Raw genomic sequence first — 20,327 nt, 5'->3', positions numbered from 1 at the left:
CACCCTTGACGAGGATATATCCCATACCATAGACGACAATCTCAGCAAGTGAACATTGCCAGCGCTAGCATAGTAGCGCAATCATGGCAGAGGTAAGACGACCAAGATCGTTGGGTTCTAAGGTGATCGCGCCGCAGGCGCTTAAAGGGAGGATATCAATGCTGAACTTCAAAGCTGCCCGACGGCAGCTTCTCACCGAAACAACCGCATGCATGCTAGCGCTAGCAACGACCAGTCCACTCGCGGCGCAAACGCTTACACCGGGAGCGGAAGGCACGTCGCAGCCCGCGCCTGTGCAATCAGGCGCTGTTAGCGATCCCAGCGGCCAAATCGCTACCGAACCCGCCGCTCCGGACGTGGTCGTCACCGGATCGCGCATCGCCCGCAGCGGCTTCGATGCGTCGACTCCGGTCAACGTCTTCAACCAGCAGGACATCAAGCTTTCGGGCAACCTCAATATCGACAAGACGCTCGAGCAGGTGCCGCAGGTCGTCGCCTCGCAGCTCGGTGGCGCGACCTCCAATACCGTGCCGGGGGGCTATGCCGACGTGAACCTGCGCGGGTTCGGTTCGACCCGCAACCTCGTGCTCGTCAACGGCCGCCGTTTCGCGATCTTCGGCCCCGAGCAGGTCGTCGATCTCAACACGATCCCGTCGTCGCTGATCGCGCGTACCGAAATCGTCACCGGCGGCAGCTCGGCGGTCTATGGTTCGGACGCGATCACCGGCGTGATCAACTTCATCATGCGCGAGGATTTCTCGGGCGTCGAAGGCCGCGCGCAGGTCAATGTCGACCGGCCGACCGGCACGCCGACCTATAATTTCGATCTCACAATGGGCGGCAATTTCGCCGAAGGTCGCGGTAACCTCGTGGTGTCGGGCAATTACCTCAATCGCGGATCGATCACGCGCGGTGAGCGTGGCACCTTCGCGTATCTCAGTCTCGCCGACGGGTGCGTCGCGCCCGGCTCGGGCAGCGCCACCCGGCCCGGCACGCCGTTCACACCGGCAGCCGGGCAGAGCTGCACCGGCGGCGGTGGCCAGCTTGGCTTCATCGCCAGCGGGTCGGGCGACATTCCCAACGGTCGCTTCTCCGGCATCCCCGCAGCCGGCGGCCCGAACGCGGCGCTTAACGCCGCCTATGCCGCCGCCGGCCTGTCGGGCCTGACCTCGCGCGGCTTCACCTTCAACAGCGCAGGCACCGCCGCGCGCCCGGCGCTCACGCCGCAGGACGACTTCAACCTCGGCCCCGACAATTACCTGATCCAGCCGCAAAAGCGCTGGATGATCAACAGCTTCGGTCATTACGATTTCACAGACAACATCACCGGCTATATGGAGCTGCATTATAGTCATAACGAGGTGAACGCGCGGCTCGCGCCGACCAACATCGGGTCGCCGATGCTGTTCAACGTCAATAATCCCTATCTCTCGCCCGCGCTTCAGAACGTACTGGGCGTGCTCGACCGGTCGGAAACCGGCAACGCCACCGTCTCGGCGGGCACCGCTACATATACCAATCGGCCGAACGACGGCCTGGCGCAGATCACCGCCGGGCGGCGCTATGTCGAGGTCGGTCCGCGCATGGCGAGCGAGCGGCGCAACGTGTTCCGCGGCGCATGGGGGTTCCGCGGCAGCCTGGGGGACGTGAGCGAAAACGTCCTCAGCGACCTGAAATACGACGTTTATTACACCTATTCGCGCAGCGAGGACACGCTGCTGCTCCAGAACGCGTTGTCGCGCAGTCGCGTACAGGCGGCGGTACTCTCGCAGAATGGCGCGCAGCCGGTTTGTGACATCTTCGGCGCGCAGATCACCGAGGCGTGCGCTGCCGCGATCCGGATCAGCGCGACCAACACCACCGTCGCGACTCAGCAGGTAGCGCAAGGCAGCATCACCGGTACGCTATTCCGTCTGCCGGCGGGCAAGGTTGGCTTCTCGTCGGGCTTCGAGTGGCGCAAGACCGACGCAGTGTTCTCGCCCGACAGCTTCCTCGCGTCGGGCGATGTCGCCGGCTTCAACCCCGGTCTGCCGACGCGCGGCAGCGTTAGCGTGAAAGAGGGCTTCGGCGAAGTCCGCGTGCCGTTGATCCACGACACGCCGTTCATCCAGAACCTCACCGCCAACGCCGCGTTTCGCTATTCGGATTATGACCTGAAGGGGATCGGCGGCAACTGGACATATCTGGGCGGCCTGGACTGGCGTGTGAACCGCAGCATCGCGCTGCGCGGCCAGTATCAGCGCGCGATCCGCGCGCCCAACGTCTCGGAACTGTACGGCGGCGTGAACCGCGTGACGGGGGTCGCCACCGATCCTTGCTCCAACCATGGGTCGGCCGGGTTGCAGACCGCATCGGTTCGGGCAGTTTGCGAGGCGACCGGCGTGCCGGCCGCCAACGTCTTCACGGCGGCAGTGCAGCCCAACACGATCATTCCGGCCGATTTCGGTGGCAACCCGAACCTCGCTGCGGAGAAGTCCGACACCTACACCGCCGGCGTCGTCTTCACGCCCGCCTTCGCGCCGCGGCTGCTCTTCAGCGTCGATTATTTCAACATCAAGCTGGACGGCGCGATTTCGTCGCTGGGCGGCGGTCTGCAGAACACGCTCACCCTCTGCTACACCGTCATCCAGGATGCGAGCAGCCCGTATTGCCAGGCGGTTCAACGCAATCCAACGACGGGCGAGATCAACGATCCCTATGTCGCCAAGATCCTCAACGCCAATACCGGATCGTTGCGGACGTCGGGCCTGGACTTCGCCGCGCGCTACCGCTTCAACTTGGGCTTCGGTTTCCCCGGACTGGGCGAGACCAGTTCGATCGACCTTAGCAGCACCTTCACCTGGCTAAACGACTTCACCTCGGTGCCGGTGGCGGCGTTCCCGAACATCCAGAACCACTGCGAGGGATCGTACGGCCCGACCTGCGGCCAGCCGCTGCCGATCTGGCGTGGGACCAGCCGCGTGACCTGGGAGACCGGGCCGCTCAGCCTGTCGCTGCGCCACCGTTATATCGGCCCGGTCACGACCGACCGCTATCTGGTGCCTCTGCGTCAGGGTTCGACGGCAACGCCGGCGCTGAACACCCTGGTCTACCCAAAGCTACCCGACCGGCATTATTTCGATCTGTCGTTCAGCTACGACGTGGCCAAGACGTTCCAGGTGTTCGGCGGTGCGAACAACGTTCTCAACCAGGACCCGCCGATCACCACGCAAGGACCGAGTGCGAACACCTTTTCAGCAACTTACGACGTGATGGGCACCGAGTTCTTCTTGGGCATCACGGCGAAGTTCTGATCGCTTCCCCTCCTCCCGGCCGGCATCATGCCGGCCGGACTTTTTTCTTGCGGAGCGTGTACATGCAGCGTCGAGACCTCCTCCTCTCCGGCGGCGCGGCGGCGCTTGCCGCCATGCTTCCCGGCGGTGCCTTCGCGGCCGATGCACGCTGGCTTGACGTCCGCCGCTTCGGCGCGCGCGGCGATGGCAAGACGATCGACACGGCGGCGATCAATCGCGCGATCGCGGCGGCGGCGGCGCGAGGCGGCGGCACCGTCCATTTCCCCGCCGGCAGCTACGCCAACTACACGATCCGGCTGATGAGCGCGGTAACGCTCCACCTCGACCCCGGCGCGACGCTGCTCGCGGCCACACCGCGGGACAGGGCCGGCTACGATATCGCAGAGCCGATCGACCCCGCATATGAGCATTTCCAAGATTTCGGCCACAGCCACTGGCGCAACAGCCTGATCTGGGGCGAGGGATTGCATGACATCGCCATCGTCGGCGGCGGGCTGATCTGGGGCAAGGGCCTCGGCCGAGGCGACGGTAAGGATGGCTGGCTCAAGGACCCCAGCGGCCCCGGCACCGGCAACAAGGCCATCGCGCTCAAGAATTGCCATGGCGTGCTGCTGCGCGATTTCCGACTGCTCGAAGGCGGCTGGTTCGGCATTCTCGCGACCGGCGTCGATAATCTCACCATCGACAACCTCATTATTGATACCAACCGCGACGGCATGGATATCGACTGCTGCCGCAACGTCCGCGTCAGCAATTGTACCGTCAACTCGCCGTATGACGACGGCATCTGCCCGAAATCGAGTTTCGCGCTCGGTTATGCGCGCACGACCGAAAACCTGACGATCACCAATTGCTACATCACCGGCAATTATCAGGTCGGATCGGTGATCGACGGCAGTTGGAAGAAGATGCCCACGGATTTTGCGCCAAAGATCCATGGCCGCATCAAATGCGGCACCGAATCGAACGGTGGCTTCCGCAACATCACGATCAGCAATTGCGTGATCGAGGACAGCCGCGGCATCGCGCTCGAGACCGTCGATGGCGCGGTGATCGAAGACGTTACGATCAGCAACATCGCGATGCGCGGCACCATCGATGGGCCCCTGTTCCTGCGCCTCGGCCGGCGCATGCGCGGGCCGGCGGGGCGACCCATCGGCACGCTCAAGCGGGTGCTGATCCAGAACGTGTCGAGTTCGGGCGCGAGCCTGCTCCCCTCGGTGATCGCGGGGCTGCCTGGCCACCCGATCGAGGATGTGCAGATCAGCGACTGCCACTTCCAGCATATCGGCGGCGCGCCAGCCGCGATGGCCACGCTGACCGCGCCCGAAAACGAACTTGGCTATCCTGAGGCGACCATGTTCGGGGATTTGCCGGCAAGCGGCTTCTTCGTGCGCCACGCGCGCGGCGTGCGGATGAGCAACGTCGAAGTCGAGACGATCGCACCCGATCCGCGCACAGCCTTCCGGCTGGAAGACGTGGATGGCGCAGACTTCCTCGGCATACGCGCGCCGCGCGGCCGCGTCTTCGCGCTCGACCGCGTGACCGACTTCACCACCACCGCCACCCACGGCCTGCGCGATCAGGCGCTCGCCGGCCCGACGACGGTGACGCTGTGATCCCGGCCGCGTGGGTTTCGATGGTCTGCTCCGCGACAAAGCCCATCCCCCTGGCATCGCGCCGCTCGAGACGACGCTCATTGACAATGTCGTGGCGTTGACGCTCGAGCCACCGGCTCAGGAGGCGGCGCACTGGACCGCGCGCACGATGGCTAAGGTGATGGGTATTGCGGCGTCCTCTGTCGTGAAGATCTGGCACGACCACGGCCTGGCGCCGCATCGCTAACGCAGCTTCAAGCTGTCCAACGACAAGGCGTTTGCAGAGAAGCTGCACGACGCGGCCGGCCTCTACGTTTCGCCGCCGGCGCACGCGATCGTGCTGTCGGATGGACGAGAAGAGCCAGATCCAGGCGCCCCCACGCGCAACCGGTGCTGCCGCTCAAGCGCGGCCGGAGGGGGCGACCATGACCCACGATTACAAACGCAACGGGACGACCACACTGTTCGCGGCGCTGAACGTGCTCGACGGCTCGGGGATCGGGCGGAACATGCAGCGGCAGCGGCACCAGGAGTTCATCCGTTTCCTGAACGCGGTGGAGGCCGAACTGCCGTCCGACAAGGCCGTCCACGTCATCCTCGACAACTACGCCACCCACAAACAGCCGAAGGTTCGCGCCTGGCTTCCCCGGCATCCGCGCTGGACCTTCCACTTCGTGCCTACGTCGTGTTCCGGGTTGAATGCCGTCGAGGGCTTCTTCGCCAAGCTGACCCGTCGGCGCCTGAAAAACCGAGTCTTCTGCTCCGTAGCACATTGGGAAGCGCCGGTTCGGGAGCCGCGACGGCCCTGATGAAGACAAGGCCGCGTAGCGGCCGCAGGCTTCATCAGGGCAAGCCATGGCCGGCCAGCAGGTGTCTAAAGTGAAGTTGTCGAGACAACACTTTGGAGGCCGACCGACCATGACCAAGCTCTGTTCTACACCCGCCGGCGCTGTGCTGGTAGCGATCGATATGTCCAAGAACCGGCAGGAGGTCCTCATCGAGCGACCGGAAGGCGGCCGGCGCCGACGGATGACCGTCATGGCGACTAAGGAGGACTATGACGGTTTTGCCGAACAGCTCGCTGCCATTGGTCGCCCCATTGTCGATCTTCAGGCCGCCATCAACCGCTTCATCAAAGCATAACCAGGAATCGAAGCCGTTCGTCTGAAAGGCCAATCCCGATTAGATTATCGCAGCCGTCAGGCGCGGGCACCAAACGTTGGAATCAATCCATCAGTCGTAGCTGACGGGTTCGCGCCGAGATTAGGAAGGACAAGCCGCGCGACCAGCTGAAGCCATGGAAGCAATCGGCGTGGCGGGGAACCATCGTTATGTGCCGCAAATGTCACATCGCTCACCATGGAGGCCGGATGCCGGCGGGATAGAGAGCCGTATGCATTGAAAGGTGCATCTACGGTTCGGGTGGAGGCACTGGGGCTTCCTCGCAAGACGCGTCTCGCGCCGATCCTACCGAGACGCCAGAGGCGACTCGGTGGCGCACAGCGCCATAGAGCTCGGCCGCGCGTCAGCGCGGACGGCTGACGCCTGAATCTTCTCTGACTTTATGGGGACAGTCTGGTGCTCTGTGGGGCAGCGCGGTGCATCTCGGTCCCGAACCCCTTGCTCCGCGCCAGCACCCTCGCGATCCTGATCTCAGCAAGCCACTGGATCACACACGAACTGGGATCATGCCATGGAAACCGACCCACCCGACCGCATCCTCCGCCTTAAAACCGTGCTCGATCGCACCGGCCTCAGCCGGGCAACGCTGTATCGAAAAGTACAGGCTGGTACGTTCCCCAAGCAAATCCGTATCGCGCTGCGCTGTACAGGTTGGCGGGAGTCTGCCGTCAACGACTGGGTGCGCAATCCGACGTTGCATGAGGCCAAGACTGATCATTCGTGAAAAGCGGCCAATCGGAAGGGCGCACGTGTCACCGTTCCTGGGCAGGCGGAAATTCTGAGATGGCCATTCCTTTGGAGGGGCGATCGTCAAGCCGCGACGCCGAGCGATACGCCGCAGACGCCAGCGCACTCGAGCCGCTGGCTCTCGAGATCATCTTCGCTGAGAAGTGGCAGGTCATAAGCACAGCGCTCCCCTTCTACTTGAAAGCGCACGCCGGCACGACCCGTAGGCAAGATCTCGAGATTTTGTCTATCTCGGGATGGAGTCGCCTTGGATTATATCACGATATGTACGCCGATAGATCCAGTCGATAACGTAATCTGCCTTGCATAGCAGGACGGATGATCCGCATGCGCAAATCGCGTGACTATGACGCCGACCTTGTATCGCTCAACCAGAAGACGAGAGCGCTCGAGCAACGCAAGATCAGCCAGCTCGGCGAACTGGTGATCGCGTGTCGCGCCAATATGCTGCCGGTCGATGTTCTGGCCGGTGCGTTGCTGTCCGCCGCGCGCAGTGACGCAGCAGTACAAAAGGCGTAGCGAAAAGCTGGCGCGGCGATGTCTCAGCGCAAAGCCAGAAGCAACGAACGCCGAGCGACTGCGCCAAACCCTGCATCAGCTTTGGCGGCTGAAGGCGGTACGGTACCGCTTGATCGCGAGTCCTACCCGCCATGATACACACGACTGGCAAGCGAAGCGCCGCGACCGCGGGCCCCGGTTGATTGAACTGGTCAGACTGATCGCCAGGTCCGGGCTGATCGACCTCACCGAGCGCGATCGTGCCGTGATCTTCGGCACCTTCGCCGAGGTACTTTCGAAGTTGCGCGGGGAAGACAAAGAATCGTTGCTTAGGCTATGACGACCTCTCGGCAAGCGGGCGTTCGAAGATGATTCTCTCATCAACGATTTGCATTGATCGCGATTCTTCGCCACAGCGGTGGTGTCCGATACTGGATACCCCCTTGGTCGCAGCGAAACATCGCAGAAACACATATGGACATGTTGATATGGAAGAAGAAAATCTGAACCCCGTCGAACTCGCGACCGAACTGACGATCGCTTGGCTCGGCAACCAGAACAACCGCGTCTCGGCTGACGATGTCCCAGCGTTCCTGCGCACGATGCACAACACGATCGTCGAGCTTGGATCGGGATCATCGGCAGCGGACACGTCGAGTGGCGAAGCTGCCCCAGCGGAAGAGTTCACGCCGGCGGTATCGGTGCGCAAGTCGCTTGCCTCGAAGGATCACATCATCTCGATGATCGACGGCAAGCCTTACAAGACGCTGCGCCGTCATCTCTCGACGCATGGCCTGACCGACGTGCAGTACCGCGAGCGCTACAATCTGCGTCCCGATTATCCGATGGTCTCCGAGAACTATTCGCTCGCTCGTCGTGAAATGGCGCAGCGGATTGGCCTGGGTCGCAAGGGTCGCGGTGGCGCAGCAACGCCGGCTGAGGCACCTGCCGCCAGCGAAGGGAGTGCGGCACCCGCGCCCGCCCCTACCCCGGCAAAGCGCACGCGCCGCAAGGCTGCTGAAAACGCCTGATGATGTGCTCGCATCGCCCGGCATTCGTCGGGCGGTGCGAGCCATTTTCTAACACCTGCACGATCGGCACTATTCACGGGCGTAGCGTGACCGATCCGTCGCTGTTGGCCTGCGCCTTGAGCGGCAGCACTGCGGTGACCGCCGTCGTGAAACTGCCGATGTCGCCGGTCTCGACAGAGCCGCTGATGCGTGCGTCGGCGAAGCCCGGTGCATCGAGGCGAACCGGCGTATTCACGTAGCGATTGACCTCGGTGATCGCGTGTTCAAGCGTCATGCCGTCGAGCACGACGCGGCCTTGTGTCCACGCCGTCGTCGGTGCCGTATCGATCGCCTGGACCGGGCTTATGTGGGAGCCGTCGAGGACCAGCCGCTGCCCGGCTTGCAACTGCGCGACCGACTGCTCTCCCGAACTGATCCGCACCCTGCCCTCGACCAATGTGACGTCGATCCGGTCGCCGCTGCGCTGGACATCGAACTGCGTCCCCGTTGCCAGCACGCGCGTGCCGCCAGCGTCCACGGTGAAGGGACGCGCCGCATCATGCGCGACCGTGAAATAGGCCTGGCCCTTGGCGAGCGAAATGCGGCGCGCATCTCTAGCGAAGACAACCGTCAGCGCCGTATCGGTGTCGAGCATCACCTTCGATCCATCGGCCAGCCTGATGCTGCGTTGCTCGCCGACCTTGGTGGCGTATTGCTCGCCGCCCGAAGGCCACACCGCAAAGGTCGTCAGGCCAACCGCAACCACGCCAACCACCGCCGCCGCCATCGTCCCCAACCACGGGTATCGTCTGCTAGGCGGAGTGGCGGATCGCGTCATCGCCTGTTCCGTGGCAGCGACGATCGCCGGGCGATCGGCGAGCGTGCCGGTCTGCCTGTAAAGGCGATCGACGGCGTCGAACGCTTCGCGATTCCCCTCGCCCTTTCGCCACTCGAAGAACTGATCGAGCGTTCGGGCCGACACCGGCAGCGTCTGCAACCGCGCGTACCAATGTGCGGCTTGCGTGCACGCATCGCCGCCGCTTGCGTCATTGTCGTTCATGCGTAAATGCCGCTCAGTCGCGCAATCTGCTCGCGCACAATGCCAGCGCCTTACCCATCCGCCACTCCACGGTCTTGATCGAGATGCCGAGCGTTGTCGCGATTTCGGCATTGCTCATATGCCGGAAACGGCTGAGCACGAAGACGTCGCGGATCTTTTCAGGCAGATCGAGTACGATCCGCTCCAGTTCGAGCACCGCCTCCTGCTCGTACATGCCATGCCTGTCACCACGACCTTGTTCGGCGGTGACGCCCTCTCGATGCTGCTGGCGAACCGCCTCGCGCCGCTTGCGGTCGCGGAACAGGTTGAGCGCCGTCTGAAACAGGAAAGCTCGCGAGTGAGCGATCTCGGTGGTCACCGGTCGCGCCGCGCGCAACCAAGTGTCCTGCACGATGTCATCGACATCGGCAGGCTGCATACGCAGCCGCGCGACTACCAACCGCCGAAGCCAGTCGCCGTGATCGCGGTATAGGTCTTCGATTGCCGCCGCACGTGTATCGTCACCAATCGGGCGCCTTTGCGAATCGTCTCTCCGTCCTGCCATCAGCGCGCTCCTCGCAGCGAACGAACGCCTCGACCTTTGAAAACCATCTTCGGAAAGCGTCTTTATAGAGTATACTCCGTGGTAAAATACTCTTCAAGATCGTGCTTCCTCTCACATGGAGGCTCGAGAAATTCTGGCCCGCAATCTGCGGATTCTTCGACGCGTCAGGGGATGGTCGCAGGAGGAACTCGCTGACCGTGCGGAGATAGACCGCACTTACGTGAGTGCGCTGGAGCGCTGCATCTATGCGGCGAGCGTGGATGTCCTCGACCGGCTCGCCGCAGCCCTGAGTGTTGATGTCGCCGCACTGTTGGACGCGGATGCGGCCGAAAGCTTAGAACCTTAACCTATCGCTAGGGAGTGTCAGGATTTTCGTGTTTGGGCGGGCGGTTGAACATTACGCCGCCATGGCCCTGATGAAACGTTCGCCGAAGATGACGGCGAACTGGGCCTTGGCCATGGACCACTCACGTGGCGGCATTTTCCATTCTTTTTCGGATCGGTTCAAGATCAGGTAGAGCAGCTTGGTGGCGGCATCGTCGCTGAGGAAGTGCCCCCTGCGCGGACGGCCCGCCTGAGCTTCGAGTTCAACGCCTCGATCGCGTTCGTCGTATAGACGATCCGACGCACCTCATCGGGGAAGGCGAAGAACGGGATAACCTCGCTCCAGGCGCGTCTCCAGCTCTGGCCGATGGCGGGATGCTGCTGGCTCCAAGGGCCGGCCTCGAACGCCGTCAGCGCCTTTTCGGCCGCCTCCGCGCTCGGCGCACGGTAAACCTCCTTGAGCGCGCTGGCGAGGTTCTTGCAGTCCTTCCAGGAGACGAAGTCCATGCTGTTCCTGAGCAGATGGACGATGCAGGTCTGGACGATCGCCTCCGGGAACACGGCGGTGATCGCCTCGGGAAAGCCTTTCAGGCCATCGACGATGGCGAGGAGAATGTCCTCGGTGCCACGGTTGCGAAGCTCGTTCATCACCCGGAGCTAGAACTTGGCGCCTTCGTTCTGCTCGAGCCACAGGCCAAGCACCTCCTTCGCGCCGTCAGCGCGTACTCCCAGCGCGAGGTGGATCGCCTTATTACGAACCATGCCTTCGTCGCGGATCTTGACCCGGATCGCGTCGAAGAAAACTAGCGGGTAAATCGGATCGAGCGGTCGCTGCTGCCAGGTCGCCACCTCATCAAGTACCGCGTCGGTTACCGTGCTGATCAGGTCGGGCGACACGTCGATCCCGTACAGATCATGCAGGTGCCCGGTAATCTCGCGGGTGCTCATGCCGCGCGCGTACATCGACACGATTTTATCGTCGAAGCCCGGAAAGCGTCGCTGATACTCGGCGATCAGCTGCGGATCGAAGCTCGACTGACGACTGACTATCACGCGGCACATCGATCGCCAGCTTGCCGGTGTCGGTCATCACGGTCTTTCGATCATAGCCATTGCGCGTGTTGCCGGTGCTGTCATCCCCGGCCAGGTGGTGATCCATCTCCGCGTTCAAGGCGCGCTCGGTCAGCGCCTTCTTAGCGAATCCAGCAAACCGCCTTGGTCAAAGGCGGCACTGGCAGCACCGTCAGCCAGCAACTGGTCGAGAAGCTCGTTCGGGATCGTTGCTCTTTGCGTCGCGACATATGAGATCTCCTCTTTACCCATCATGCCCGCCCACACACGAAAATCCTGACACTCTCGACCGCAACTCCGGCTGCGTCGATCCCGTGCACCTGAAAATAGCGTTTTGCGATGTCGATCCCGATCACCTTGATGTCCATGTTCGACTCTCAGTTAGTTCAGCCCAACGATGCTGGGCCAGGGCCGCGACGGGTGTCCATCACATCATGTCAGTGCCCCCCAGGCGAGATACACCCTTACTCCCGTCCCTGGTCCGATCATGCAGCTTCCACTGACCGGATCAGCCGGGTCAGAGCAGCAGCCTCGATGCAACTGTCGAAGCGAAGGCGTCGTCCTGCGCCAGACACAGCTCGACCATCAAAGGCGAGACCACCAGGTCTCCGGGCACTGTCTCCGCGCTCAGCATGGGCGCCGCGATGTCGACCGGCAAAAAGGTCGGCCCGGTCGGCGCAGGCAGCAGCCCTCGCTTCCTGAACTGATGGCGCCATTGATAGATCTGGCTCCGGGACACATCGTAGCGCCGCGCAACGCGAGCCAACGCTCGCCGTTCACCTCCACAGCGGCAATGATCTCAAGCCTCTCCGCGTTGCTCCAACGGCGACGCGTTCCCGGACCAAATCTCCATCGCCGTCCCTCGCTCTGGCTCAAGACGTCCATAACGACGTCCTTTACGCGCTCACGCCACCTCCCGGCAGGCGGTCTCAATCGGTCGGTTACTTTCGAACTGTCCACTCGGCAACGCATCTGGCTATCGCTACCAACTGCGTTGCGGCGGCCGACAAACGCTCATATCAGCTCACCCCTGCAATTATGAAGGGGAGATCATGCGAAGCGATACAGATGCTCAACACATTTGTTGCGTGTAGCCTTATTCATATTCGTATAGATGGCGAGCATGGCACATGTTACCGGCGCACGATTGGAAAGGCTAATCGCAGATCGCGGTACGTCCCAGTCTGAGGTTGAGCGACAGATGAACGTGTCGCAGCCGGCCATCTGCGGGTTGAGAAACGGACAAACGCGCGGAACGGGTAAACTGCTGGATCTGGCTCGCGCGCTGCACACTAGGGCTGGCTATCTGATCAGCGAAACAGACGACTCGGAACTGGCCGGGGCAGTAAGAGGCGACCGGCCTTCGATCCCGGATCATTTCCGCTTGATTCCGGTAGAAGAAATCTCGTTTGAATTAGGGATGGATTCGACCTTCCTCCACGACGACCGCGAAACGCCGGCCCACTACGCCCCACTCGACCGGATCGCACACTTCACCGAGTCACATCCATCGCAACTCCGTTTTTCGCGCGCGACCGCCGCGAATCAATGTGCCGAACTATCCTCGACGGCGACTTGGTTCTGATCGACATGGGCGAGACAAGGATGATGCGACAGGATGATATTTGGGCGGTTGGCTACGCCGATCTCTGCGAATCGAAGCGGTTGCGCTCGGCCGGAGAAGGCAGGATCAAGGTGATGGCGGACAACGCGCGCGTGTCCGGCGAGCTGTTCCGAATGGACAAATAGCGCATCATTGGGGCGTGTGCGACAATCTGCGGAAGATGTAGTCTGCTCATCTAAGGCATACTTTTATCGATGGTTGTCAGTACGGCGCTTTGAACAGACGGTCTACAAAGAAGGTCTCGTATGAATAAGTATTTTGGCGCCTTGCGCATATTATTGATACCGTTAGATATTTCGGTTATTTTGCTTCTTTGTATATGGCTTTTTACAACACCCACAGGCCTCAATTCTTCGGTCGGGTGGACCTGCATAACTATTTTCTATCTATACTTCTTTATGTTTTGCGTGAATTTTGCCCGTGTACGAAAAAAATTGCCGATATCACTTTCGATCGAGGTAAGCTTTTCTCTTTTTTACTTCCTCTTGTTTTTCGGCCCGTATCAATCTGATCTACTCGGTGGTTTAAGTTACAGTATAAGTAAGTTTCTTCCAAATACGTACCCGGCCGGAGCGAACCAAGCGCTATTGGCGGCTACTATTGGATATGTTGCATTCCATTTGGGAACTGTGCTTCCGAGGAAGGTTTATCCCAGCGGCACCGATCAATGGGACGAAAATCCGCATGCATACAAAGCTTTCGATTGGTTATTTAGTTTTATTTTATTTTCTTCTATGGCGATTTTCAAGATATTAGGATTGCAATCATCGGACGTTGATCGCTATTCTGATGCAGCCAATCACACACAGAGAGCTCAACAAAGCAATACCATCGCAGACGGTATTTATAATATCATAATATTATTTTGCATATTAGCTCTCTCGCGATTGGTATCGCGAATTGCTCGTGGACAAGGCCTAAATTTCGCCCATTGGCTTATGGCTATCTGTGTTGCACTCTGGTCTGTCATGATATTAATACAAGGCGACCGGAATAACTTCTTCATGATCGCGCTGGCTGCATTGTGCGGAGTCGGCACCTTTAAATACCGCGTTCGCTGGCCCGTTATTGTCGTAATGATGGCGAGCGCTCTGACGCTCTATCAGGCAGTTGAAATCCTACGAATGATGCCGGAGCCTTCGGTGTCGGCTTTTTCTGACGCATGGCAACGCCATGCCAACCAAGGTAATGGCGATAGCAGTTTAGGGAATACTACGGCAACCCTCAGGGCTACCTTTGAAATAACTCCGAAGTTAAGTCCATATGCATGGGGCTACTACAAGCTTGTAGGTTTCGGAGGCATTTTTCCTTTTATCCGTGGATTCTTTATAACGCCGGGAGCTGGATTTGTTACGTCGGCAGACGCGCTGACCTACTTTATGATAGGCCCAAGTGCGGGATGGAACGTTGGGTCTAATCTCTTGTCAGATATTTATATGGATTTTGGCTTACCGGGAATCATCATATTAATGACGGTAACGGGTTATTTTGTCGTACGGGTCAGAACCACAATCATTAAACGCGGCATGAGTACGAAGAGGATATTCGTGTACATGGTACTTGCTGGAACCATGACTGAAATGCCTAGGTATTCTTTGGACTTCCCCGTGCGATTTCTAGTGTGGGGATTTGTAATTCTCTTTATATATGAGAAGTTATTTTTGGGTTCATTCCGGCGAGAGCAGCATCAAACCACGCTTTCAAAATAAAATAGCCCAAAGCTGGCAAATCAGACAATGCGTGCAAGATTGGCGAGTTGACTCTGGTGAATGTTTTATCAGGAGCGTTCGGCAAGCCCGGACTTTACCGAGCGCAAAACGGTGATCGACCGTTCGCAAAGCTCGCCACTTGCGCGGCAGGCCCGGGAGATTTTTTTTTTGGGGGGGGGCGGCAGCCGCTGTAGCGTATATTGCCGACCCAAAAATCGCTGCCGGCAGCCGACCTCGCCATCATGTGGCAGATCGACGAAATGCACTTGGAGTGCCCTTTTGCGGGTAGTAGGATACTGCGCGATCTGCTCCGGCAGGAGGGCATCGAGATCGGTCGCCAGCACGCCGCCACCTTGATGAAGAAGAAGGCAATCGAGGCGACCTACCCCCCCCCCCCCCCCCCCCCCCGAACACCTCGATTACATTGCGAGGAACGACTTATACCGGTTCCGAGAAGCTCTGACTCGTTGGGGGTTTCCAACGCGTCAAAGTGGTGATTCATAGGTCGGCATGGAGGTGACCATGCCGATGCTGACGATCCGGAATGATTTGACGGCTGAGGAGCTGCGGCGGCTGGCGCGTCGCGAGCGCGATGCTCGCGTTGGGCGGCGGATGCTGGCGATCGCCAATGCACTCGACGGCATGAGCCGGGCGATGGCTGCAAAGCTGGCCGGCATGGACCGGCAGACGCTGCGCGATTGGGTGATCCGGTACAACGAGCGCGGCGTGCCTGGGCTTTGCGATCGCTGGGGCCCAGGCCGGCCGACGGCGGTGGATGATGGGCAACTGGCGGTGGTGAAGGCCACGATCCTGCAGGCGGCTAGCCGGGCCGGCGATGCGAAACCTCCTTTGCGGATCGTCGATGTCGCTGCCTTGATCGAGGAGCGAACTGGCGTGAACTATAGCATCTCGGGGGCGCACCGGCTCATGCAGACGATGGGCTTGTCGTATCAAAAGACCCGGCCCAGCCACCCCAAGGCCGACCCGAAGGCACGTGAGCGTTTTAAAAAAGTCTCCCGGCCGAGCTGAAGCGGATCGAGCGTGAACGTGCAAACGGCCGTACTGTGGAGCTATGGTTCCAAGATGAGGCCCGCGTCGGCCAAATCGGCCGTACCGGCCGCGTCTGGTATGATCGCGGCGTCCGCCCACGCGGGCTCCGCGACATGCGCCACGATGCAGCCTGGATCTTCGGCGCCATCTGCCCGGAGCGCGATACCGGGGTCGCGCTCGTCCTGCCCGAGGCAACCGTGCCAGCCATGCAGGCGCTGATCGATGAACTCGCAGGCCAGTTGCCCGCCGACCGCCATGCCGTGCTCGTCATGGATCGCGCCGGCTGGCACATCGCCGCCAAACTCACCTGGCCCGAAACCATCACGCCACTGCACCTGCCGTCCTACAGCCCAGAACTCAATCCGATCGAGCGGGTCTGGCTGTATCTACGCGAGCGTTTCCTCAGCCACCGCCTGTTCGACACCGTCGACGCCATCGTCGATGCATGCTGCGACGCCTGGAACGCCCTTCTGGCCGAAACTGGACGCGTCGCAAGCCTCGGTCGCTACGGCTATCTATGACCGGTCAGTCTTTCGAGGAAACGGTATTAAAGAGACCTGTGCGCGGGTGGGCGTAGGGCATTGTGCTAGCGTGTTTTTGTCGGATCGCTCGTTGGCCGGCGTCTCGATCGACGCGATCGGTCCTCTCCGCTTTTCAGGCGGTCGCGGCGAGGAGATTGAAGGTTCGCTTGAGGTTGTAGGCGATGGCGGTGAGGTGGATCTGGGCGGCGGCTTTGGCTAGGCCTCGCCATCGCATCCGTCGCAGTCCGTACGAGCGTTTCCAGGTGCCGAAGACTTTCTCGATCCGGCCCCGGACGCGATGGATCGGCTGGTTCCAATCCCGCAGTCGGCCGAGCGTCTCTTCCTCGTCGCGGCCCCACATGGCGTTGAGCACGACACGCGGCGTGCCGCCCTTGGCGCGGACGGCGCCCCCGAAGTGCGATCCGCGATAGGCGCTGTCGGCGAAGACCTCGCCGGGACAGTCGGGCAGCGCGTCCGGGCCGGCACGGCCATCGTTGACGTTGGCCGGCGTGACCGCGATCCGCTCGACCAGGGCGGTGTCCGCATCGCAAGCCACATGCGCTTTGAAGCCGTGCGTCGCGCGCTTGCCGCGGTGCTTCACCCACCGGCCATCGCCGTCGTTCTCGCTCGCAGATGCGATGATCGTTGCATCGACAATGGTGCCGGCCTTCACCGTGATCGCCTTGGCGGTGAGCTGGCTTGTAACCGCATCGAACAGCGCGCGGTCGAGGTCATGGGCGACCAGCAGCCGGCGGAAGCGGACAAACGCCGTGCGCTCGGGCGTCGCCTCGGTGCCGGAGAAACCGCAGAAGCGGCGGAACGAAGCGCGATCGTCAAGCGCATCGGCGAGCTTCACATCCGACAGGTCGTACCAGACCGCCAGCAGCATCCCCCTGAACATCGCCAGCGGCGGCCAAGCCGGCTCTCCCTTCGTCGCCGGATACAGCCGCCCCAGCAACGTCGCAATCGGCTCCCACTCGATCAGCGCGGCGATCTCGTCCAGCGTCGATCGCGGCCGCTCCCGCTGCGAAAACCCGAAACCCTGCTGCCCAATCGCCCGATGCGCCACACCCGCCTCCGCCACCAGAGGCACCATAGAATCACGACTTGCGACCGCCGTCTACGCCCACCCGCGCACAGGTCTCATTAAAACATGATTTACCCTCGATGACTCCCCGCAGATTCTAGCGGGAACGATTTACTTCGCTTCGCCATCCGAACAAAGAGGTGCGAGATGCATAAGAACGTCATTCATTGATCAACGCGTCTCGTTTTTTCTTGCCCCATGTAGCAATTTTCTATATTGTCGAGATTATTTTATTGATTTTGACTTTTCTTAGTTTGGACAAATTAGTTTGACTCTGATCGACGCTCAAGCATCTAACAACCGCGATCTCGGCGGCGCGAGCTTCAGCTTGCGTAACAGGATAACACGCATTTGTTGGAAACTGTGCTGGACATTACTCGGCAAATGGACGCCGCCACCGCTTCACCGATGGCGCTGCATCCTTTTACGATTATTCGGCGCAAAGGTCGGACGTGGCGTGCGGATATATGGCAGCACGATTATTTGGCTGCCGTCCAACCTAGCAATTGGCGACAGCGTGATCATTGGACCGAGGGCAAATTTGTACAATCAAGGGGTAATCGAAATTGGCAACCGGGCGGTAATTAGCCAAGGTGCTCATTTATGCGCTAGCAGCCACGACGTGAACGATTATTATTTTCAACTTGTGCTGCGCCCCATCCGTGTCGCACCTAACGCTTGGATCGCGGCCGAGGCGTTTGTCGGTCCTGGCGTGACGATCGGCGAAGGCGCGGTACTTGGTGCAAGAGCGGTCGCTATGCGCAACCTTGAGCCATGGGGCATCTACAGTGGCAACCCGGCGAAATATCTGAAGCAGAGAGTGTTTCAGCAACTGCCCTGAGGCATTTCGAGACAGATCGCACGCTACGCAGGATCGAACTGCGCGAACTTTCCTTGACTGCGCTCGATCCAACGCTCTGGCTTATCGGTAAGGCTGCCGATTTTGACAGCTGGATTCCCGACCATAATTGAGTCCGATTCGATTGTACCGCGAAGGACGCTCCCTGCGCCGACGATGACGTTGTCTCCGATCGTGGTTCCCGGAAGCAGCACTGAATTCATACCGACAAAGACATTGTTACCGATGGAGATCGGCCTGCGCACGGCGACATCGGTCGCTGGCATTGTTCCATTTGCGATTAGGGCAGTCGTGATCGAGTAGTCGTGGGTCAATAGAACGACATCCCGCGATATAACAGAACGCTCACCGATCGTCACCAGCGAGAAATCATCGAAGCGGGCACCGTTGGAAATGTAGCGAGGCTCACCTGCGAAACTGACGCCGTAGGATCTCAGCACCCATACGTAGAATTTCATGAAGCTGCGTGCGCTTACTGCTTCAATTGGGATAGCAAGCAGCTTTAGGCCGCGTAGCGCGATCCGCGAGGCGACCCGTTTAAGCGATCTCAATTTCTTTCCCCTAAAATATCCTCGAAAATTTCACGGTATCGCATCCCGACCTTGTTAGGCGCCATAGCCTCGACCCGTGCCTGCGCGTGGGCTAAAAATCCAGTATTCTGCCATACTGACAATGCCGCCTTTATCACTCTCGCAACGCAAACGGGGTCGGTTCGTTCGATGACGTAGAAGGGATATTCGTCTCCGAACAGCTCTCGATGCTCTGGAATGTCAGAGGCGACGACAAGGGTTCCCGCTGCGACGCTTTCAAGCATTACATTTGGCAAACCTTCATGATGACTCATACTGACGGCTAGCCGCGCGTTGCGAAGTTGTGCGGGAACGTCGCGGCGGAAACCAAGGAAATCGATCCTATTGGCTACGCCGCCTTTCGCTACCAAGGCCTTCAGCGATGCTTCCTCGGCACCCGCGCCGATTACGGCAAAGGCAATCTCAGGATGATCGCGCGCTAATGACACAAACGCCTGGACCACAGCATACGGGTTCTTTTGAATCTCAAGTCGGCCGACCGTCACGATGCGCGCTGGTTGAAGCGCATCTGACAGAGTTGTCGTAACAGGCACGATATTGTTGACGGTGAAAAGCTGGCCCCGTGCGCGCGCTTGCCGCCAATAATCCGAACCCTTTTCCGAGTTCGCGACGATACCGTCAGCGAAACGCCCCAGCAAACGCCGCAGCCGGTACCGCAACTCGTTCGGGTACGAGGAATCGCGCTCGGTCATTAACCAGCGCATCCCGGGCAAAGCACGCCGCAGGAAGAAGCCATAGACATCGCAGGAATGAAGCCAGGTGAAGAGTAAATCCGGCCGCACCTCGCGCAGCACCGCCCTCACAGCGAGGATATTACGCGGATCGTAATTGGAACCGCGTGCTGGCAACTGAATAACACGAAGACTATCGCGCACCAGTAAATTATCATGAACGCCCGCGTGAAAATACACGACAGTGAGCTCGAGATCCTCGTAGCGCTGGAGTTCGTTTAATAGCAGAATGCACTGTTTCTGCGCACCGCCATCGGAAAACCCGGGAATAAGGAAGCAAATCTTGCGCTTCATTTGATTAGACCTTGCAATATTTCTTTTCGAAGTAAGCGCGCTTGTCCTTCGGGTTGAGAGATTTCGTTGGATCTGCTGCAGCACGAGTGCTGTCGCGATAGGCGTCGAAAGTTTTGATGGCCCGCGCCGGGACGCCTACGGCGACGCTATCCGACGGAATATCGCGTGAGACCACTGAACCAGCACCGATTACGACATTGTCGCCGATCGTCACGCCTGGCAGGATGATGGTGCCGTAACCGATGAAGACGTTGCTCCCGACGGTGATCGGCTTAATAATATCGATATCCGAGTCGCTCTCGCGGAATACCCAAACGCCCCCGTCATGCGTCTCGAAGCGCGTCCGCGTCGCGCTGACACGATCGCCAAGCGTGATCAACCATGGTTCAGTAGAGAATTCAACGTCGATTAGCCGGCAACCCTTCCCCATGCGCACGCCGATCCGGCGCGCATAGCCCTCAGGGTCGCGCCGACGGTCAACGTAAGCCAAAATCCGCTTTGCCATCCCCATCATGTCAGATCCCCTTCTACGTGG

At 60.2% G+C, this 20,327-nt stretch carries 24 protein-coding genes and 1 pseudogene; 16 read left to right on the top strand and 9 right to left on the bottom strand.

Features of this window, described 5'->3' with window-relative positions; genetic code table 11:
* The first annotated feature begins 356 nt into the window (after positions 1–356).
* The 9 genes from J0A91_RS10295 to J0A91_RS10260 all read left to right on the top strand — a co-directional run bounded on the left by J0A91_RS10295 (position 357) and on the right by J0A91_RS10260 (position 8,349).
* The gene (locus J0A91_RS10295) at positions 357–3,293 is read left to right on the top strand and encodes a TonB-dependent receptor domain-containing protein (RefSeq protein WP_240502256.1); all 2,937 of its coding nucleotides are present in this window, start codon (positions 357–359) and stop codon (positions 3,291–3,293) included.
* Between the two features lie 62 nt (positions 3,294–3,355).
* Positions 3,356–4,912, top strand: coding sequence for a rhamnogalacturonidase (locus J0A91_RS10290; RefSeq protein ID WP_069204845.1), 1,557 nt, complete (start codon positions 3,356–3,358; stop codon positions 4,910–4,912).
* A gap of 10 nt (positions 4,913–4,922) precedes the next feature.
* Positions 4,923–5,138 carry a hypothetical protein gene (locus tag J0A91_RS25215; protein WP_069204844.1) on the top strand — a complete coding sequence of 72 codons (216 nt, stop codon included), beginning with the start codon at positions 4,923–4,925 and terminating at the stop codon, positions 5,136–5,138.
* Between the two features lie 100 nt (positions 5,139–5,238).
* Positions 5,239–5,700 carry an IS630 family transposase gene (locus J0A91_RS25210; protein WP_420852820.1) on the top strand — a complete coding sequence of 154 codons (462 nt, stop codon included), beginning with the start codon at positions 5,239–5,241 and terminating at the stop codon, positions 5,698–5,700.
* A 109-nt stretch (positions 5,701–5,809) separates the two neighbouring features.
* Positions 5,810–6,034: a hypothetical protein gene (locus tag J0A91_RS10280; protein WP_069204843.1), complete on the top strand. Its 225-nt coding sequence runs from the start codon at positions 5,810–5,812 to the stop codon at positions 6,032–6,034.
* A 550-nt stretch (positions 6,035–6,584) separates the two neighbouring features.
* The gene (locus J0A91_RS10275) at positions 6,585–6,797 is read left to right on the top strand and encodes a helix-turn-helix transcriptional regulator (protein ID WP_083224614.1); all 213 of its coding nucleotides are present in this window, start codon (positions 6,585–6,587) and stop codon (positions 6,795–6,797) included.
* 350 nt (positions 6,798–7,147) lie between these two features.
* Positions 7,148–7,339: a conjugal transfer protein TraD gene (locus J0A91_RS10270; protein WP_083224935.1), complete on the top strand. Its 192-nt coding sequence runs from the start codon at positions 7,148–7,150 to the stop codon at positions 7,337–7,339.
* The gene (locus J0A91_RS10265; protein ID WP_240502255.1) at positions 7,314–7,658 is read left to right on the top strand and encodes a conjugal transfer protein TraD; all 345 of its coding nucleotides are present in this window, start codon (positions 7,314–7,316) and stop codon (positions 7,656–7,658) included. The genes J0A91_RS10270 and J0A91_RS10265 overlap by 26 nt, the downstream gene beginning before the upstream one ends.
* Positions 7,659–7,686: 28 nt before the next feature.
* Positions 7,687–8,349: a Ros/MucR family transcriptional regulator gene (locus tag J0A91_RS10260; protein WP_476749573.1), complete on the top strand. Its 663-nt coding sequence runs from the start codon at positions 7,687–7,689 to the stop codon at positions 8,347–8,349.
* Positions 8,350–8,422: 73 nt separating this feature from the next.
* On the opposite strand, the gene J0A91_RS10255 is transcribed toward J0A91_RS10260, so the two are convergent.
* Both J0A91_RS10255 and J0A91_RS10250 read right to left on the bottom strand, forming a co-directional pair.
* A complete protein-coding gene (locus J0A91_RS10255; protein WP_069204839.1) occupies positions 8,423–9,388 on the bottom strand; it encodes a FecR family protein in 966 nt (321 codons plus the stop codon).
* A gap of 13 nt (positions 9,389–9,401) precedes the next feature.
* On the bottom strand, positions 9,402–9,932 hold the full coding sequence (locus tag J0A91_RS10250; protein ID WP_069204838.1) for an RNA polymerase sigma factor: 531 nt from the start codon (positions 9,930–9,932) through the stop codon (positions 9,402–9,404).
* A gap of 115 nt (positions 9,933–10,047) precedes the next feature.
* Here J0A91_RS10250 and J0A91_RS10245 point away from each other — a divergent pair, with 115 nt between their 5' ends.
* Positions 10,048–10,278 (top strand): helix-turn-helix domain-containing protein, encoded by a 231-nt coding sequence (locus tag J0A91_RS10245; protein ID WP_069204837.1) that lies wholly within the window; start codon positions 10,048–10,050, stop codon positions 10,276–10,278.
* 51 nt (positions 10,279–10,329) lie between these two features.
* Here the strand turns inward: J0A91_RS10245 and J0A91_RS10240 are convergent.
* Positions 10,330–11,557: pseudogene (locus tag J0A91_RS10240) on the bottom strand (IS256 family transposase).
* Between the two features lie 287 nt (positions 11,558–11,844).
* Complete coding sequence (locus J0A91_RS10235) at positions 11,845–12,093, bottom strand: helix-turn-helix domain-containing protein (RefSeq protein ID WP_083224611.1); 249 nt, start codon at positions 12,091–12,093, stop codon at positions 11,845–11,847.
* Between the two features lie 435 nt (positions 12,094–12,528).
* On the opposite strand from J0A91_RS10235, the gene J0A91_RS10230 reads away from it, so the two are divergent.
* The 3 genes from J0A91_RS10230 (at position 12,529) to wzy (ending at position 14,660) form a co-directional block, all read left to right on the top strand.
* The gene (locus tag J0A91_RS10230; protein WP_240502254.1) at positions 12,529–12,912 is read left to right on the top strand and encodes a hypothetical protein; all 384 of its coding nucleotides are present in this window, start codon (positions 12,529–12,531) and stop codon (positions 12,910–12,912) included.
* A complete protein-coding gene (locus J0A91_RS10225; protein ID WP_169833121.1) occupies positions 12,903–13,076 on the top strand; it encodes a hypothetical protein in 174 nt (57 codons plus the stop codon). Before J0A91_RS10230 ends, J0A91_RS10225 begins: the two co-directional genes overlap by 10 nt.
* 120 nt (positions 13,077–13,196) lie before the next feature.
* Positions 13,197–14,660: an O-antigen polysaccharide polymerase Wzy gene (gene wzy, locus J0A91_RS10220; protein WP_083224610.1), complete on the top strand. Its 1,464-nt coding sequence runs from the start codon at positions 13,197–13,199 to the stop codon at positions 14,658–14,660.
* A 68-nt stretch (positions 14,661–14,728) separates the two neighbouring features.
* Here the strand turns inward: wzy and J0A91_RS10215 are convergent, their stop codons facing one another.
* Positions 14,729–15,004, bottom strand: a complete 276-nt coding sequence (locus J0A91_RS10215; RefSeq protein ID WP_150126885.1) for a hypothetical protein — start codon at positions 15,002–15,004, stop codon at positions 14,729–14,731.
* Between the two features lie 178 nt (positions 15,005–15,182).
* Here J0A91_RS10215 and J0A91_RS25205 point away from each other — a divergent pair, with 178 nt between their 5' ends.
* Positions 15,183–15,689, top strand: a complete 507-nt coding sequence (locus J0A91_RS25205) for a winged helix-turn-helix domain-containing protein (protein ID WP_069207207.1) — start codon at positions 15,183–15,185, stop codon at positions 15,687–15,689.
* A 35-nt stretch (positions 15,690–15,724) separates the two neighbouring features.
* Positions 15,725–16,231 carry an IS630 family transposase gene (locus J0A91_RS25200; protein WP_069204834.1) on the top strand — a complete coding sequence of 169 codons (507 nt, stop codon included), beginning with the start codon at positions 15,725–15,727 and terminating at the stop codon, positions 16,229–16,231.
* 133 nt (positions 16,232–16,364) lie between these two features.
* Here J0A91_RS25200 and J0A91_RS10205 read toward each other — a convergent pair whose 3' ends face one another.
* Positions 16,365–17,327: an IS5 family transposase gene (locus tag J0A91_RS10205; protein ID WP_206364916.1), complete on the bottom strand. Its 963-nt coding sequence runs from the start codon at positions 17,325–17,327 to the stop codon at positions 16,365–16,367.
* A 259-nt stretch (positions 17,328–17,586) separates the two neighbouring features.
* Between J0A91_RS10205 and J0A91_RS10200 the strand changes: the two genes are divergently transcribed.
* Positions 17,587–18,159: an LbetaH domain-containing protein gene (locus J0A91_RS10200; RefSeq protein ID WP_069204833.1), complete on the top strand. Its 573-nt coding sequence runs from the start codon at positions 17,587–17,589 to the stop codon at positions 18,157–18,159.
* Between the two features lie 23 nt (positions 18,160–18,182).
* Here the strand turns inward: J0A91_RS10200 and J0A91_RS10195 are convergent, their stop codons facing one another.
* The 3 genes from J0A91_RS10195 to J0A91_RS10185 form a co-directional block, all read right to left on the bottom strand.
* Positions 18,183–18,635, bottom strand: a complete 453-nt coding sequence (locus tag J0A91_RS10195) for an acyltransferase (RefSeq protein WP_069204832.1) — start codon at positions 18,633–18,635, stop codon at positions 18,183–18,185.
* A gap of 89 nt (positions 18,636–18,724) precedes the next feature.
* On the bottom strand, positions 18,725–19,792 hold the full coding sequence (locus tag J0A91_RS10190) for a glycosyltransferase (RefSeq protein WP_069204831.1): 1,068 nt from the start codon (positions 19,790–19,792) through the stop codon (positions 18,725–18,727).
* Positions 19,793–19,796: 4 nt separating this feature from the next.
* On the bottom strand, positions 19,797–20,306 hold the full coding sequence (locus tag J0A91_RS10185; protein ID WP_206365013.1) for an acyltransferase: 510 nt from the start codon (positions 20,304–20,306) through the stop codon (positions 19,797–19,799).
* Positions 20,307–20,327: the final 21 nt, after the last annotated feature.

This window comes from Sphingomonas panacis (assembly GCF_001717955.1).
Lineage (GTDB): Bacteria > Pseudomonadota > Alphaproteobacteria > Sphingomonadales > Sphingomonadaceae > Sphingomonas > Sphingomonas panacis.
This window is presented reverse-complemented; position numbering and strand designations above follow the sequence as displayed.

Coding starts and splice junctions, on each gene's coding strand:
- J0A91_RS10280 (WP_069204843.1), top strand. CDS start 5,810: ATGACCAAGCTCTGTTCTACACCCGCCGGCGCTGTGCTGGTAGCGATC.
- J0A91_RS10195 (WP_069204832.1), bottom strand. CDS start 18,635: ATGAAATTCTACGTATGGGTGCTGAGATCCTACGGCGTCAGTTTCGCA.
- J0A91_RS10275 (WP_083224614.1), top strand. CDS start 6,585: ATGGAAACCGACCCACCCGACCGCATCCTCCGCCTTAAAACCGTGCTC.
- J0A91_RS10185 (WP_206365013.1), bottom strand. CDS start 20,306: ATGATGGGGATGGCAAAGCGGATTTTGGCTTACGTTGACCGTCGGCGC.
- J0A91_RS10245 (WP_069204837.1), top strand. CDS start 10,048: ATGGAGGCTCGAGAAATTCTGGCCCGCAATCTGCGGATTCTTCGACGC.
- wzy (WP_083224610.1), top strand. CDS start 13,197: ATGAATAAGTATTTTGGCGCCTTGCGCATATTATTGATACCGTTAGAT.
- J0A91_RS25205 (WP_069207207.1), top strand. CDS start 15,183: ATGCCGATGCTGACGATCCGGAATGATTTGACGGCTGAGGAGCTGCGG.
- J0A91_RS10230 (WP_240502254.1), top strand. CDS start 12,529: ATGAACGTGTCGCAGCCGGCCATCTGCGGGTTGAGAAACGGACAAACG.
- J0A91_RS10250 (WP_069204838.1), bottom strand. CDS start 9,932: ATGGCAGGACGGAGAGACGATTCGCAAAGGCGCCCGATTGGTGACGAT.
- J0A91_RS10270 (WP_083224935.1), top strand. CDS start 7,148: ATGCGCAAATCGCGTGACTATGACGCCGACCTTGTATCGCTCAACCAG.
- J0A91_RS25210 (WP_420852820.1), top strand. CDS start 5,239: ATGGACGAGAAGAGCCAGATCCAGGCGCCCCCACGCGCAACCGGTGCT.
- J0A91_RS10190 (WP_069204831.1), bottom strand. CDS start 19,792: ATGAAGCGCAAGATTTGCTTCCTTATTCCCGGGTTTTCCGATGGCGGT.
- J0A91_RS10290 (WP_069204845.1), top strand. CDS start 3,356: ATGCAGCGTCGAGACCTCCTCCTCTCCGGCGGCGCGGCGGCGCTTGCC.
- J0A91_RS10260 (WP_476749573.1), top strand. CDS start 7,687: ATGATTCTCTCATCAACGATTTGCATTGATCGCGATTCTTCGCCACAG.
- J0A91_RS10205 (WP_206364916.1), bottom strand. CDS start 17,327: ATGGTGCCTCTGGTGGCGGAGGCGGGTGTGGCGCATCGGGCGATTGGG.
- J0A91_RS10255 (WP_069204839.1), bottom strand. CDS start 9,388: ATGAACGACAATGACGCAAGCGGCGGCGATGCGTGCACGCAAGCCGCA.